The organism is Neglectibacter sp. CSJ-5 (assembly GCF_032490475.1).
Taxonomy (GTDB): domain Bacteria; phylum Bacillota; class Clostridia; order Oscillospirales; family Acutalibacteraceae; genus Hominenteromicrobium; species Hominenteromicrobium mulieris.
Map to the genome: position 1 here is coordinate 63975 of NZ_JAVYJC010000009.1, position 14127 is coordinate 78101.

Consider the following 14127-nt stretch of genomic DNA (forward strand, 5'->3'; position numbering starts at 1 on the left):
TCCCTGAGAGAATACAGCTGAATTTGTTGGGATAAGTTTCCGAAAGGAGGAAACAACATGGCATCTACATCAAACGCATACGATTTTGATCTTTTCGACAGCAGAGATCACGGCAGCGCGGCACCGAAGCTTCCGGAGCCGAAAGCGCCCCAAAAACAAAAACAGAAAAACAATGTGGTGAAGCTGGATGAAAAACAGCTGCGCCGCAGTCACAGACACAGTGCAAATACGGTCAAAATGCTCATGAACCTTGCGGTGGTGCTGGTCATCGTCGGCGCCATCGGTGCGGTGGTGTTCAGTCAGGTGCAGCTTACAGAGCTCACCGATGAGATCAACACGGCGAACGAGAGCCTTTCGCAGGAGAAAAGCATTGCCATTCAGCTTGAAATGCAGGCGGCCTCCAAGCTCAATACGGAGGAGATCGAGCAGATCGCGCGCGAAAAGCTCGGCATGGAAAAGGTAGCGGACGGGCAGACTTCCTACATCAGCCTCACGCAGGATGATGAGGGCACCGTAGTGCAGGCCGAAAAGACACCGAACCTGTTGGACCGTATCTGGCAGGTCTTGCAGTCGCTCTTTTCCTGATTTAGCCTTTATACATACGAATTTTTTGCGGATACGCTGCTATTTTGCGGCATGAAAGAATACAAATGGGTTATGCGGCCCCCGGCAGAGGGGAATTTGAGAGGAGAGTTGAGAGTTTATTCTTAACTCTCATTTTTCGGTATACGGCAACTTTTGGCTGCGAATGAAGGGCGCAGCAGAAAGGACGGCATTTTTTACATGGCAAAATCAAATCGTTCCGGCGTCTGGCAGCGCACAATGGTCATCGTGGGCTTTGTGCTGGTGCTCGGGTTTGGCGCCGTTATCACAAACCTTGTCCGCCTGCAGCTTGTCAACGGCGAAACCTTAAAGACCGATGCGGTCGACCAGAGTTTGCAATCCACGCAGCTTACGCCCTCGCGCGGCACCATTTACGATGCCACGGGCACAAAGGTCTTGGCGCAGAGCGCCAGCGTGTGGACGGTCGCCTTGGAGCCGAACTACATCGATGAAGGCGACGACGTGAAGATTGCAAAGGGTCTTTCCGAAATTTTAGGGCTCGATTACGACGCTGTCTTAAAAAAAGCGCAGCAGAACAGCTACTTTGTCTATGTCAAGCGCAAGGTGGAGACCGAGGTGCGCGATGAGATCGTGCAGTATATCAAGGACGAAAAAATCGGCCGCGGCATCACGCTGATGGAAGACTATAAGCGTTATTATCCCTACGGCACCACGGCTTCTACGGTGCTCGGCTTCACGGGCACGGATAATCAGGGCCTTGCGGGCGTTGAAACGGAATACGACAGCGAGCTTACCGGCACGGCGGGCCGCCTTGTCAGCGCGAAGAACGCACAGGGCGACGACATGCCGTTCCAGTATGACCAATACGTACAGGCACAGGACGGCTACGACCTTGTGCTCACGATCGACGAGACCGCACAGAGCATCGTAGAAAAGCATCTGCAGGCGGGCCTTGAGGCCTGCGGCGCGCTGGAGGGCGGCACGGCCGTTCTGATGAATGTCAAGACCGGCGCCATTTTGGCGCTTTCCACAAAGGGCGACTACGACCCGAATGACCCGTTCACCATTTCGCAGGAGGCCGAAGACGCCATCCCGGAAAAGGTGGAAGACGCGCTGAAAAAAGCGCAGGAAAAGGAGCAGCAGGAATTAAACACCTTACAGCTTGCCATCGATAACGCCGAGACCGACGAGGAGCGCGCGGAAGCGAAAAAGGCCCTTGCGGATTACGAGCGCATCGACGTCACCACACTGCGCGACGAGCTTACCGACCAAATGTGGGCCGAAGCACAGAATAAGCAGTGGCGAAACAAAGCCGTCAGTGATACCTACTACCCCGGTTCCGTTTTCAAAATGGTCACGGGCTCCATGGCCATGGAATCCGGCGTGGCCTCCGAAGATTCCACGTACACCTGCACCGGCCAGTGGGTGTTTGATGATCCCACCATCGACCCCATCAGCTGTTGGTACCACGCCGGTCACGGCACGGAAACACTGGTGGACGGCATCTGCAATTCCTGCAACCCGTACATGATCTGGCTGGGTCAAAAAATGGGCCGCCACACGTTCTTCAATTTCTTTGAAGCCTTCGGCTTTACGCAGCGCACGGGCATCGACCTGCCCGGCGAAGCAGACAGCCTTTATTTTAGCGAAGACGAGCTCAATATCGTCGAGCTTGCAACGTCTTCGTTCGGCCAGAACTTCTCCATCACACCGATTCAGATGATCACGGCCATTGCTGCCGTAGCAAACGGCGGTTACCTTGTGCAGCCGCACGTCGTAGACCGCATGCTGGACAGCGACGGCAACATTGTCAAAACGACTGATACCAGCTACAAGCGTCAGGTCATCTCCGAAGATGTCTCCAAGCGCATGACGGCCATTCTTCAGAAAAACGCCACAAGCGAAAGCGGCAAAAACGGCTATGTCGCCGGTTACCGCGTGGCGGGCAAGACCGGTACGTCCGAAAAAGTCGCGCTGTATTATCAAGATTTGGCAGAGGGCAACGACCGCGGCATGCAGTACGTCGTTTCCTACGGCGGCTACGCCCCGGCAGATGATCCGCAGTACGCCTTGCTCGTTTTCTACGACGAGCCGCAGATCGGCGGCGCGTCCGGCGGCACGCAGGCCGGCCCGATCTTCGCCGCCATCATGGAAGAGGTACTCCCGTACCTTGGCGTAGACCCGCAGTATACGGAATCGGAATATGAAAATCTCTCCGCTACCGCGCCGAACGTCATTGGCATGACCATGGCAGAAGCGAAAAGCCATCTGGAAGAGCAGGGCTTCAGCGGCACGGTTGTCGGCGACGCCGAAGACGACGCGCTCGTCACGGTGCAGGTGCCGTCTCCGGGCGCATCTATCCCGAAGGAAGGCATGGTCGCGCTTTACACCGAAGAGCCGGATCCCGAAACGTATGTGGAGGTACCGAGCTTCATCGGCTATGACATCGATACTTGCCGCTACTTGGCGGGCCTTGCCGATGTGCAGGTGCTCGTTGTGGGCGACGGCGATTCCGGCTACGCACAAAGTCAGGATATCGCAGGCACTAAGGTCAAGCGCGGCTCCGTCATCCGCATTTCGTTTGTCAGCTCCGGCGGCGTCGAAGCGGCGGGCAACACCTCAACGAACAGCGAAGAGTAAAAACATACATTGAGAGGGTAGGAAAGGAAGTTCATAACGTATGGATATTGTACTGTATTGCCTTGCAATCGTCATTGCGGCGGTCATCACAGGGCTGCTCGGTTACTTCATGGTGCCGTTTCTGCACAAGATCAAATTTGGCCAGACCATTCGAGAGGTCGGCCCCAGCTGGCATAAAAATAAACAGGGCACGCCCACCATGGGCGGCCTCATGTTCATCATCGGCAGCTCCGTCGCGGCGGTCATCTGCATTGCATTTTTGTGGCTGAACGGCAGCGCGGAAACGCAGCTCATGCTCGTCAAGGTCATTGCGGGTGCGTTCATGGCGGTGGGCTTTGGTATCGTCGGTTTTTTAGATGATTACATCAGCATCAAAAAGCATCGCAACCTCGGTCTCACCGAGATTCAAAAGCTCATTTTGCAGTTCATCATCGTCGGCGCCTACCTGCTTTCCGTCGCACTTGCGGGCGGCACCACCGAAACGGTCATCCCGTTTCTTGGCACCGTTGACCTCGGCTTCTTCTACTACATTCTGGCAGCTGTCTTCATCGTCGGCATGGTCAACGCCGTGAACTTCACAGACGGCATCGACGGCCTCAATACGTCCGTCACGCTCGTCGTCGCACTCGTCTTCTCTGTCATTGCGATGCTTCTAAACCGCGTGGGGCTTTCACTTTACGCGGCGGCCATCGTCGGTGCGATGATCGGCTTCCTGTTCTGGAACGCCAACCCGGCTAAGGTCTTCATGGGCGATACAGGCTCGCTGTTCCTCGGCGGCGCAGTGTGCGCGCTGGCGTTCGGCGTGGATATGCCGATTCTGCTCATCCTCATCGGTATTATCTATATTGTAGAGATTCTCTCTGTTGTCTTACAGGTTACATACTTTAAAATTTCGCACGGCAAACGCATTTTCAAAATGGCGCCGATCCACCACCACTTTGAAATGTGCGGCTGGAACGAGAATAAGATTTGCTTCGTGTTCAGCGGCGTTACACTTTTTGCCGGTATCATCGGCGTACTTTTGGCGGTGTTCGGCTGCTAAACGCCTGAAAATGGGATAAAATAGAAATTAACTGAAAAAAGGAGGTTTACAGCAATGGCGCAGACAAGACGCTCCACGGCGCGTGGGCTTGAACAGGTCCCAAGCCGTCGGTTATCCGCCGTGCCCGCAGAAGAGGCGGCATCCGCAGCCGCAAGGCGCGGCAAACGGCGCGGGCGCATCAAATATAGAATTTTCACTTTGGGTCTCGGCCTTGACATGACCATGCTGTTTTTGATCCTTGTGCTGCTTGCCGTGGGACTTGTTATGATGTTCTCCGCAAGCTATGCCTACGCGTATTACTACTACGGAAACAGCTATTACTTCATTCTCCGTCAGGGTATGTTCGCCTTGGTCGGTGTTGTGCTGATGCTTGCCATCTCCACGTTCGATTATCACCAGCTGCATAAACTGAACCTGCCCATTTTCGCCGTCTCCATTCTTTTGCTTTTAATGGTGCTTGTCTTTAAGGGCACAAAATTAGCGCCGAACAAAGGCGGCGCGGTGCGCTGGCTGAACCTCGGCTTCGTCGAATTCCAGCCGTCCGAGATCGCAAAGTTCGCGCTCATCTTGATGTTTGCGCACCTCATTGCGCTGTACGGTGAAAGGATGAAAACCTTCCGCTACGGCTTTTTGCCGTTCTTCGGTATTTTGGGCCTCATCTGCGTGCTCGTCATCGCGGAAAAACACGTTTCCGCCACCATCATCATCTGCCTCATCGCGTTTATCATGATGTTCGTCGGCGGCACAAAGTTCCGCTATTTCGCCGTTATCGGCGGCGCGGCGGCAGCCGTCATCGGCGCGCTCGTGCTGTTTTCCTCAAAATTTGCCTACGCCATGGACCGTGTCCACGGCTGGCTTGACCCGTTCAACCCGCCGGAGGGCGTCGATACATGGCAGACGGTGCAGTCACTCTACGCCATCGGCTCCGGGCAGCTGCTCGGCGTCGGCATCGGGCAGTCGAGACAAAAGTATCTCTACATCCCGGAGCCGCAAAACGACTTCGTTTTTGCCGTAGTGTGCGAGGAGCTCGGCTTCATCGGCGCGCTTATCGTCATTATCCTGTTTGCGCTTTTCATCTGGCGCGGCGTATATATCGCGCTGCATGCGCGTGACCGCTTCGGCACCATGTTGGCGCTTGGCATCACGTTCCAGTTCGGCATTCAGGCCATTCTCAACATCTGCGTTGTCACAAACACCATCCCGAACACCGGCATCAGCCTGCCGTTCTTCAGCTACGGCGGCACGGCGCTCATCATGCTTCTTGCGGAAATGGGCGTGCTGCTGTCGGTCTCGCGGCATTCCAATACAGAAAAAATGTAAAAGGGGTATTCAATTATGCGTGTGTTATTTGCAGGCGGCGGCACCGCCGGCCACATCAATCCGGCGCTTGCGGCGGCCGGTTATCTGCGCTCCAAGCAGCCGGATGCCGAAATCCTGTACGTCGGCAACAAGGGCGGCATGGAAGAACGTCTTGTGCCCGCAGCGGGCTTCGATTTCAAAACCATCCGCATCTCGGGTTTTCAACGTAAATTAACGGCGAAGAACATCCGCCGCAACATCAAAACCGTGTTCCGCCTGTTCTCCTCGTCTATCGAGTCCGAGCGCATCATCAAGGCGTTTAAGCCGGATATTTGCGTCGGCACCGGCGGTTACGTCAGCGGCCCCGTCATTCGCGCCGCACAGAAGCTCGGCATTCCCACCGTCATCCACGAGCAGAACGCCTATCCCGGCATGACGACTAAAGCGCTTGCAAAGCACGCGGAGTGCGTCATGCTCGCCGTTGAGGACGCGAAAAAGTACCTCGACCGCAAAGATAACTGCGTCTTCACCGGCAACCCGGTGCGCGTTTCCGTTTTGCAGGCCGAGCGCGAAGCCGCCCGCAAGGCGCTGAATCTCGACGATCGCCCGCTTGTGCTGTCGTTCGGCGGCAGCCTCGGCGCAGCGGCGCTCAATAAAGCCGCGGCATACATGCTCGGTGAAAGCGCCAAAGAGAAGAAATATCAGCACATCCACGGCTACGGCCAGCACGATGAAAAATTCCTCGACGAAGTGCACGCAGCGGGTGTAAAGGAAGAAGAAAACCCGCAGATTCGCATGCTCGAGTACATAGACAACATGCCGGAGTGCCTCGCCGCCGCCGACCTCGTCATCGGTCGTGCCGGCGCCATCACCTTAACGGAGATCGAAGCCACGGGTAAGTGCTCCATTCTGATTCCGTCCCCGAACGTTGCCGAAAATCACCAGTTCCATAACGCCATGGCTCTCGTGAACCGCGATGCCGCCGTGATGATCGAAGAAAAAGACCTCACCGGTGAAAAGCTATGGGAAACGGTGAACGCCATCCTTTCCGAGCCGGGCCGCGCCGAAGAGATCGGCAAAAATGCGAAAGCCATGGCTGTGCTGGACGCAAATGACCGCATTTACAACATCATCTGCGAAAAAGCAAAAAAGTAAACCGTAAAACGCATTTCAGGCGGACATACCCCAAAATTTTTCCGCTGCATACTATGACCGTATCCAAAGGCGCGCTTTCTGCCGCCTTACAGAATACGGGGTGTGTATATGGAAGAATATGAACTGGAACATACGGGCTGTGCCCGGCAGGAAGCGGTTTTGGTGCGCGGCGGCAATCGCCTTTGCGGCGAGCTCACCGTGCAGGGCGCGAAAAACAGCACGCTGCCGCTGCTTGCGGCGGCACTCCTCTGTGAGGGCGAAACGGTGCTGCACAACTGCCCCGCACTGTCCGATGTGCACACGGCAGTCACCATTTTGCGGCGGCTCGGATGCCGCTGTACCCACACGGGCGATACCTTAACGGTCTGCGCGGACGACATGACCCGCTGCGATATTCCCCACAGCCTCATGCGGGAGATGCGCTCGTCCATCGTGTTTTTGGGCGCGATTCTGTCTCGCTGCGGCGAAGCAAGATTGTCGTTCCCCGGCGGGTGCGAGCTCGGCCCAAGGCCCATCGATCTGCATTTGGAGGCGCTGCGCAAGCTCGGCGCAGAAATTCGCGAAGAGCACGGCTGCCTGTTGTGCACCGCGCCCGGCGGGCTGCGCGGCGGGTTCGTCTCGCTTGCGTTCCCAAGCGTCGGCGCAACGGAAAACCTGCTGCTCGCCGCTGCCCGCGCCAAGGGCACAACGGTGCTCACAAACGCCGCGCGTGAGCCGGAGATTGAGGATCTCGCCGGGTACTTAAACCGCTGCGGCGCACACATTCACGGCGCGGGCGAAAGCTGCATTGTCATCGAAGGCGTGCCGCACCTTTACGGCAGCACATACACCGTCATGCCGGACCGCATCGCCGCCGCAACATACATGGCCGCGGCCGCCGTCACGGGCGGTACGGTGCTTCTGCGTGATGTCAACAGCGAGCACCTTTTGCCGGTTTTGTCGGCGTTTGAAAGCACCGGCTGCGCCGTGATGCAGTCCGGCAGCGAATTATTATTGCGCGCACCGCAGAGATTAAAACCCGTGCGTCACGTGCGCACCATGCCGTACCCCGGCTTCCCTACGGATGCTCAGGCACCCGTCATGACCATGGCGGCGGTGGGGGACGGCACCAGTATTTTTGTAGAGAACATTTTTGAAAGCCGCTATAAGCATGCCGGTGAGCTCAACCGGCTCGGCGCGAAGATCAAGTTAGAGGGCAAGGTGGCTGTCATAGAGGGCGTGCCGCAGCTTTCCGGTGCGCCGGTCTCGGCAGAGGATCTGCGCGGCGGCGCGGCGCTTGTCATCGCAGGCCTTGCGGCGCAGGGTGAAACACAGGTGATGCACCCGCAGTACATCGACCGCGGCTATGCGCACTTTGAAGAGAACTTAAGGGCGCTCGGCGCAGACGTATACCGAATATAGAGCGAAAAGTAAGAGATAAAACGTGAAAAACGGAGGCTGAACATGGCGCGTACTCCACGCAGCGCAGCGGAAAAGCTCGCAATGAGAAAGAAAAAAAGCAGGGCGCTGCTCCTGTTCAATATAATCGCATTCAGCGTCGTCGTCATCGGCGCGGTTCTTTTGTGCATCTTCGTGTTTTTCAAGGTGGGCAACGTCACATTCACGTCAGATGCCGGCTACGATGAAGCTGATATCCGCCGCGTGTGCGGCATCAACGAGGGCGATAACCTCGTGCTGCTGGAAACGGAAAGCCGCGAAAAAGCGCTTGAGCACCGTTTCCCGTACATTGAAAGCGCAAAGATCGTAAAGCATATCCCTTCCACCATTGAAATTGAAATTACCCCCGCCGAAACGGCGTTTTCCGTCGCGTGCGACGCGGGTTATCTCTATGTAAGTGCTTCCGGCAAGGTGCTGGAGATCGCTTCACAGCCGTGCGAGGGCACGACTGTGGTGCTCGGGGCAAATCCCACGAACACAAAGCCCAGCGAAACGATCACGTTCGGCGATGATTCCGTCAAAGAAGTCTATGACGCCATCGCGGAGCAGATGACGAAAAACGAGACGCAGAACGTCACGGAGATCAACATGACGAACCCCTACGACCTTACGCTGACGTATGATAACCGCATCACGTTCCGTTTCGGCAACATGAACGGCATGTCCTACAAAATGGCGTTTGGCCTCGAGATGCTGCGTCAAATGGAAACAAGCGGCGAGATCACCGAGGAGACCGTCGGCTCCATCGATCTTTCCGTTGTGCCGGAGAAAAATAAGGCGTTTTACGAGGAAGACCGCACCGCAGCCTCCGCCACGCCCGCACCCGGTGATGCCGCAGGCCGCACGGACGGCACAGACAGCACCGCAAACGGCGACGGGGAGAACGGTGATACTGCCAACCCCACGGGTGATACCGACGGCATTACGGACCCCGCAGCAGACGACAGCGGTGACAACACGGGCGACGCCGAAAACGTGTAAAATTTGGAAGCGTTTCCCTGTTTTTCACAAGTCTTTCGGGTAATTTGAACAGCCCCGACACCATAGATTTCCCGAAAACCGCTGTAAAGTAAAAATATTTGCAAAGGCTCACTTTTTTGCCGCTTTCATCTTGAATTTTGGCGGGAAAAGTGATAAATTATAGTGTATGAAGCTATGTAAAGCTGAAAGACTGTAAAGAACTGTAAAGGTATGGCCCTTTATGGGACGCTATCCGGCGGATTTGATCGAAGCTCGAGAGAAAACCGTTTTGAATCCGGAGGCGGCGTGATGAATGAAAATCCCGGATCCGTGCGGATCGTTAACGGTTAAAGACCAAATCAAGGAGGAACATAAAATGCCGTTTGAAATTGATAACATGCTTGAAGAGACCCCCCAGACCATTAAGGTTGTTGGTGTAGGCGGCGGCGGCGGAAACGCCGTAAACCGCATGGCAGATGCCGGCGTGCAGCACGTCGAGCTCGTCTGCATGAATACAGACCGTCAGGCACTGTCCCGCTCGCAGGCCAAGACCCGCGTGCAGATCGGTGAAAAGAATACACAGGGCAGAGGCGCAGGCTCCAAGCCGGAGGTTGGCGCAAAGGCTGCCGAGGAGAGCCGCGAGCTGATCGCAGCTACTCTCAAGGGCGCAGACATGGTCTTCGTCACCGCCGGTATGGGCGGCGGCACCGGCACGGGTGCAGCACCGGTCGTTGCAGAGATTGCAAAGGATATGGGTGCCCTCACCGTCGGCATCGTCACAAAGCCGTTCGCTTTTGAAGGCAAGCGCCGTATGGATCAGGCAGAAAAGGGCATTGCAGAGCTGCGCAAGCACGTCGATTCCCTCGTTGTCATCCCGAACGAAAGACTGAAGCTCGTCAGCGAGCAGCGCATTACGCTTGCAAACGCATTCAGCATCGCCGATGACGTTCTCCGTCAGGGCGTACAGAGCATTTCCGACCTCATCCAGATCCCGGGCATCGTCAACCTCGACTTCGAGGATGTCAAGTCCATCATGCAGGATGCAGGCTATGCACACATGGGTGTCGGCCGTGCGGCAGGCAAGGACAAGGCAGAGCAGGCAGCTGTTGCGGCTATCTCCAGTCCGCTGCTTGAGACCGCTATCGCAGGCGCTAAGGGCGTCATCATCAACATCAAGTCCTCTCCGGACATCGCCCTCGACGAGATCGATGTCGCGTCTCAGCTCATCACCGAGCGCGCAAGCGAGGATGCAAACATCATTTGGGGTGCTGCATTCGACGAGACGATGGAAGACGAGATGATGGTCACCGTTATCGCGACCGGCTTCGACGGCATGAACGGCGAAAAGACCCAGAAGCCCGCAGCTCCGGCTATCAGCGACGCAGACCTCTTTGGCAACCCGTCTGCACCGAGCACCGGCAGCACAACTTCCGCGAAGAGCGACGATGATACCTTCTCCGACATCATGTCCATCTTCAACAGAAAGTAATTTAGAATTACAAATCAAGCAGGGTATCGGTCTCGATACCCTGTCTTTATAAAATGTACTTTTGGGAGGAAAACAAAATGAGCTTGATCAAAGGCATTCACCACGTGGCACTGCGTCCGACGTATGCGCAGTTTGAAAAAGCAAAAACGTTCTATCTCGACCTGCTCGGCCTCAAGGTCGTGCGCCAGTGGGGCGACGAAAAATACCCCTGCATGATGATTTCCACCGGGGACAACAGCTGCATCGAAGTGCTGCCCGTCCCGGAAGAGAACGATGTGCCGCTGGAAGGCAAGTTTGCCCATCTTGCGCTCGCAACAGAGGATACCGACGGTTGTGTCGCCCGTGTCCGTGAAGCCGGCTACGAGATCACCATCGAACCGAAAGATGTAGAGCTTTCCGATATCACCGCGCGCATTGCGTTCTGCACCGGCCCCTGCGGCGAAATCGTCGAGTTCTTTGACCAGAAGTAAGCCAATTTACAAAATTAAATCACCCAAAAGCAGAGTTTGAGGAGCTTTCCTCAAGCTCTGCTTGCATATTTGGCGGGTTTTCAGCCGCTAACCAAAAGGAGATTTTTGTTATGACCGATCTCATTTTGCGGATCTTTGTCCGCGATCATAAAAATACCGAGGATCCTGCCGTGCGCGACAAATGCGGCCGCGTGGCGGGTGCCGTCGGTATCGTCACAAATTTTCTGCTTTTTTTAATGAAGATTATCGTCGGCACGGTTTTTCACAGTGTTTCCGTCACGGCCGATGCCGTCAACAACCTCACAGATTCCGGCTCGTCCGTCGTCACGCTCATCGGCTTTAAAATGGCAAGTAAACCGGCGGATGAAAAGCACCCGTTCGGCCACGCGCGCATTGAGTATCTTTCGGGCGTCATCGTCTCGTTCATCGTCATTTTCCTCGGGCTTCAGCTTGGCATGTCGTCCATTGAGAAAATCCTCACGCCGGAGGAAAACGCCCTCACGCCTGTCGCCCTCGTTGTGCTCGTCATTTCCATTCTGGCAAAGCTCTGGCAGTGCCTCTTTTACCGCAAGGTTGGCCGCATGATCAAATCCGAGTCCGTCGAAGCCACGTCCAAGGACAGCCGCAACGATGTCATCGCCACAAGCGTCGTGCTGCTCGGCGCCGTCATCACCATGCTCACCGGCGTGAATTTGGACGGCTACATGGGCGCGGCGGTTGCGCTGTTCATCGTGTTCTCCGGCGTGCAGCTTACAATCAGCACCGCAGATCCTCTCCTCGGCCAAGCGCCGGAGGGCGAGCTCGTACAGACCATTACCGAGAAAATGCTCTCGTACCCCGGCATCATCGGCATGCATGACCTTGCTGTGCACAACTACGGCGTGGGCCGCTGTTTTGCCTCTGCCCATTGTGAGGTCGATGCCAAAAACGACATTCTCGTCAGCCACGATCTCATCGATAACATCGAGCGCGATTTCAGCCGTGACCTCGGTATCCACATGGTCATTCACCTTGACCCCGTTATTGTCGGCGATGCCCGCACCGATGCGCTGCACTGCAAAGTGCAGTCGCTCGTCACCGCGCTGTACCCCACCGTCACCATTCACGATTTCCGCGTCATCTGGGGCGTTACGCACAGTAATATCGTGTTCGACGCTGCCGTGCCGTTCGCGGTGAAGGATAGCGACGCCGTCATCACCCAAAAGGTAGAGACCGAAATTCAAAAGCTCGACCCCGATTATCGCACCGTTGTCACCATAGATCGCAGATAAGTAAAGCACGCCGGTTCCCGAAATTCATCGGAAAGGGGCGTGCTTTTTAATATTTATATCAAATTATAAATATTTATTTCAACCTGCCAAGCAGCGTTTTGAGGAAATCATACACGCGGTCAAACGATTTTAGATTCATGTATTCGTCTGTCGTGTGGCAGTTTTCGCCGATGGGCGCGAACATCACAATGTCCAGCCCCTCCATGCGCGGCAATAAAGAGCAGCATTCAAGTCCGCCCGGGCACGCCGTCTCCACCATCTCGTGGCCGTACACTTCTTTCATCAGGTCGGCCGTCATGCGGCGCATGTAGGAGTTCGGCTGGTATTCCCAGGAGTCATAGCGCAGGCTCGTCTCAAGCGTGAAACCGCAGAGTTTAGCCAAGCGCTTCACGCGGCCGAGCACACCGTTTTTAAAGCTGCGGCTCGCCGCACGGTCGGACATCACCAGTTCAAATCCGCCGCCGTTTAACGATACCGTGCCCACGTTGTTCGTCGCCGTCATCTCCTCGCCCGCGGTTCGGATTGCCACCGTGTTCGAGGGCATCAGGTAGATCAAATCGACAATCGCCTGCGTATCGGCATCCGAAAGCATCTCGTTCGCCGCCGCATCGCGGATTTCAAGTGTCAAATTCTGCTTGCCGTCCTGCAATTCGCGGTCGATCTTCTCAATCTCGCCGTTTAAAATCGCCTTCACAGTGTCCGGCTCGTCGCAGAGGATCACCGTTTTCGTCTCCACCGGCGCATAGTTTTCCGCTTCGCCGCCCGCCATGGTGGAAAGTCGGTACGCCGCGCCGTTTTCGGAAAGCGCATGAAGCAAACGCGCCGTGATCTTAATCGCATTGAACTGCTCCGGGTGCACCATTGCGCCGGCGTGCACCGGCTGCACGCCGGAAACCGTCAGCATGAGGGCCGCGCCCTTTGCAGGCTCCGTCTCGCACGTTTTCGTCAGTTTCATCAGGTCGCTCGTAAAGCAGGAAACACAGCTTGTGTATTCCACCGTCTCGCCCATCACGTCAAGACCGATCATTCTTCTGGATTTCAGCTTGCCCGCGTCCAGCGCGTCCACGCCGTTGCAGCCGTTTTCCTCCTGCACCGTAAAGACGAGCTCCAGCGGCGGGTGGGGGAAATCCTCCTCCATCACGGCCAGCATGTACGCCACGCCGTAACCGTCGTCCGCGCCGAGCGTCGTGTCCTTCGCGCGGATGTCGCCCTTGTCGTCCACATAAATCTCAATGGGGTCATGCGAAAAATCATGCGTGCTCTCGGGTGTTTTCACGCACACCATATCCATGTGACCCTCCAGCATCACGACAGGCGCGTCTTCGTACCCTTTAGAAGCCGGCTTGCGCACGATGACATTCCCCAATTTGTCCTGCTCGTAGTCTAAATCCAGCTTTTCCGCAACGGAGCACACGTAGTCGCTTACGGCTTTTTCTTCGGTTGAGGGGTGCGGAATACCGCAGATCGCCTCAAAATATTTTTGGTTCGGTTTTGTTTGGTCGAGTACAAATGCCATGTTAAACGTCCTTTCCGCGCTCACGCCTCCGAAGAGGAGATGAGGTATTTGAAAATCTGCAGCTTGTTTTCTTCGTACAGCCCAAGCTGCTCGTATAATTCCTTGTAGTAGCTGAAAAGCGCCGTGCGCGCCGTAATCGCCGTGTGCACCTTCGTCAGATGCACCTGATGCTATTATAAAAGTAGACACGGAAGGGTAGAAAAAAGCCTGTCCGTGGAGTATCATAAAGGTGAGTATTCTACCGGAAGGGAGCTCGTCTTTATGTCTAAACACTTGAATCCGTT

At 55.8% G+C, this 14127-nt stretch carries 12 protein-coding genes; 10 read left to right on the top strand and 2 right to left on the bottom strand.

Features of this window, described 5'->3' with window-relative positions:
* Positions 1 to 57: 57 nt before the first annotated feature.
* From R2K26_RS14175 to R2K26_RS14220, 10 genes are all read left to right on the top strand, one after another.
* Positions 58 to 585: a cell division protein FtsL gene (locus R2K26_RS14175; protein WP_176819790.1), complete on the top strand. Its 528-nt coding sequence runs from the start codon at positions 58 to 60 to the stop codon at positions 583 to 585.
* A gap of 198 nt (positions 586 to 783) precedes the next feature.
* Entirely contained in the window at positions 784 to 3204 is a 2421-nt protein-coding gene (locus R2K26_RS14180; protein WP_316523148.1) for a penicillin-binding transpeptidase domain-containing protein, read from the top strand.
* Between the two features lie 40 nt (positions 3205 to 3244).
* Complete coding sequence (mraY, locus tag R2K26_RS14185; protein ID WP_316523150.1) at positions 3245 to 4246, top strand: phospho-N-acetylmuramoyl-pentapeptide-transferase; 1002 nt, start codon at positions 3245 to 3247, stop codon at positions 4244 to 4246.
* Positions 4247 to 4300: 54 nt separating this feature from the next.
* The gene (ftsW, locus tag R2K26_RS14190; protein ID WP_316523152.1) at positions 4301 to 5566 is read left to right on the top strand and encodes a putative lipid II flippase FtsW; all 1266 of its coding nucleotides are present in this window, start codon (positions 4301 to 4303) and stop codon (positions 5564 to 5566) included.
* Positions 5567 to 5581: 15 nt separating this feature from the next.
* The gene (gene murG, locus R2K26_RS14195; RefSeq protein WP_316523154.1) at positions 5582 to 6700 is read left to right on the top strand and encodes an undecaprenyldiphospho-muramoylpentapeptide beta-N-acetylglucosaminyltransferase; all 1119 of its coding nucleotides are present in this window, start codon (positions 5582 to 5584) and stop codon (positions 6698 to 6700) included.
* 108 nt (positions 6701 to 6808) lie between these two features.
* The gene (murA, locus tag R2K26_RS14200) at positions 6809 to 8101 is read left to right on the top strand and encodes a UDP-N-acetylglucosamine 1-carboxyvinyltransferase (protein WP_316523156.1); all 1293 of its coding nucleotides are present in this window, start codon (positions 6809 to 6811) and stop codon (positions 8099 to 8101) included.
* A gap of 42 nt (positions 8102 to 8143) precedes the next feature.
* Complete coding sequence (locus tag R2K26_RS14205; RefSeq protein WP_316523158.1) at positions 8144 to 9118, top strand: FtsQ-type POTRA domain-containing protein; 975 nt, start codon at positions 8144 to 8146, stop codon at positions 9116 to 9118.
* A gap of 355 nt (positions 9119 to 9473) precedes the next feature.
* Positions 9474 to 10586 (top strand): cell division protein FtsZ, encoded by a 1113-nt coding sequence (gene ftsZ, locus R2K26_RS14210; RefSeq protein WP_316523160.1) that lies wholly within the window; start codon positions 9474 to 9476, stop codon positions 10584 to 10586.
* Between the two features lie 77 nt (positions 10587 to 10663).
* Positions 10664 to 11056 (top strand): VOC family protein, encoded by a 393-nt coding sequence (locus R2K26_RS14215; protein WP_316523162.1) that lies wholly within the window; start codon positions 10664 to 10666, stop codon positions 11054 to 11056.
* Positions 11057 to 11166: 110 nt separating this feature from the next.
* Positions 11167 to 12327 carry a cation diffusion facilitator family transporter gene (locus tag R2K26_RS14220; RefSeq protein WP_316523163.1) on the top strand — a complete coding sequence of 387 codons (1161 nt, stop codon included), beginning with the start codon at positions 11167 to 11169 and terminating at the stop codon, positions 12325 to 12327.
* A 73-nt stretch (positions 12328 to 12400) separates the two neighbouring features.
* Here the strand turns inward: R2K26_RS14220 and pepD are convergent, their stop codons facing one another.
* Positions 12401 to 13843 (bottom strand): beta-Ala-His dipeptidase, encoded by a 1443-nt coding sequence (pepD, locus tag R2K26_RS14225; RefSeq protein WP_316523165.1) that lies wholly within the window; start codon positions 13841 to 13843, stop codon positions 12401 to 12403.
* 20 nt (positions 13844 to 13863) lie between these two features.
* Positions 13864 to 14007, bottom strand: coding sequence for a hypothetical protein (locus tag R2K26_RS14230; RefSeq protein WP_316523167.1), 144 nt, complete (start codon positions 14005 to 14007; stop codon positions 13864 to 13866).
* Positions 14008 to 14127: the final 120 nt, after the last annotated feature.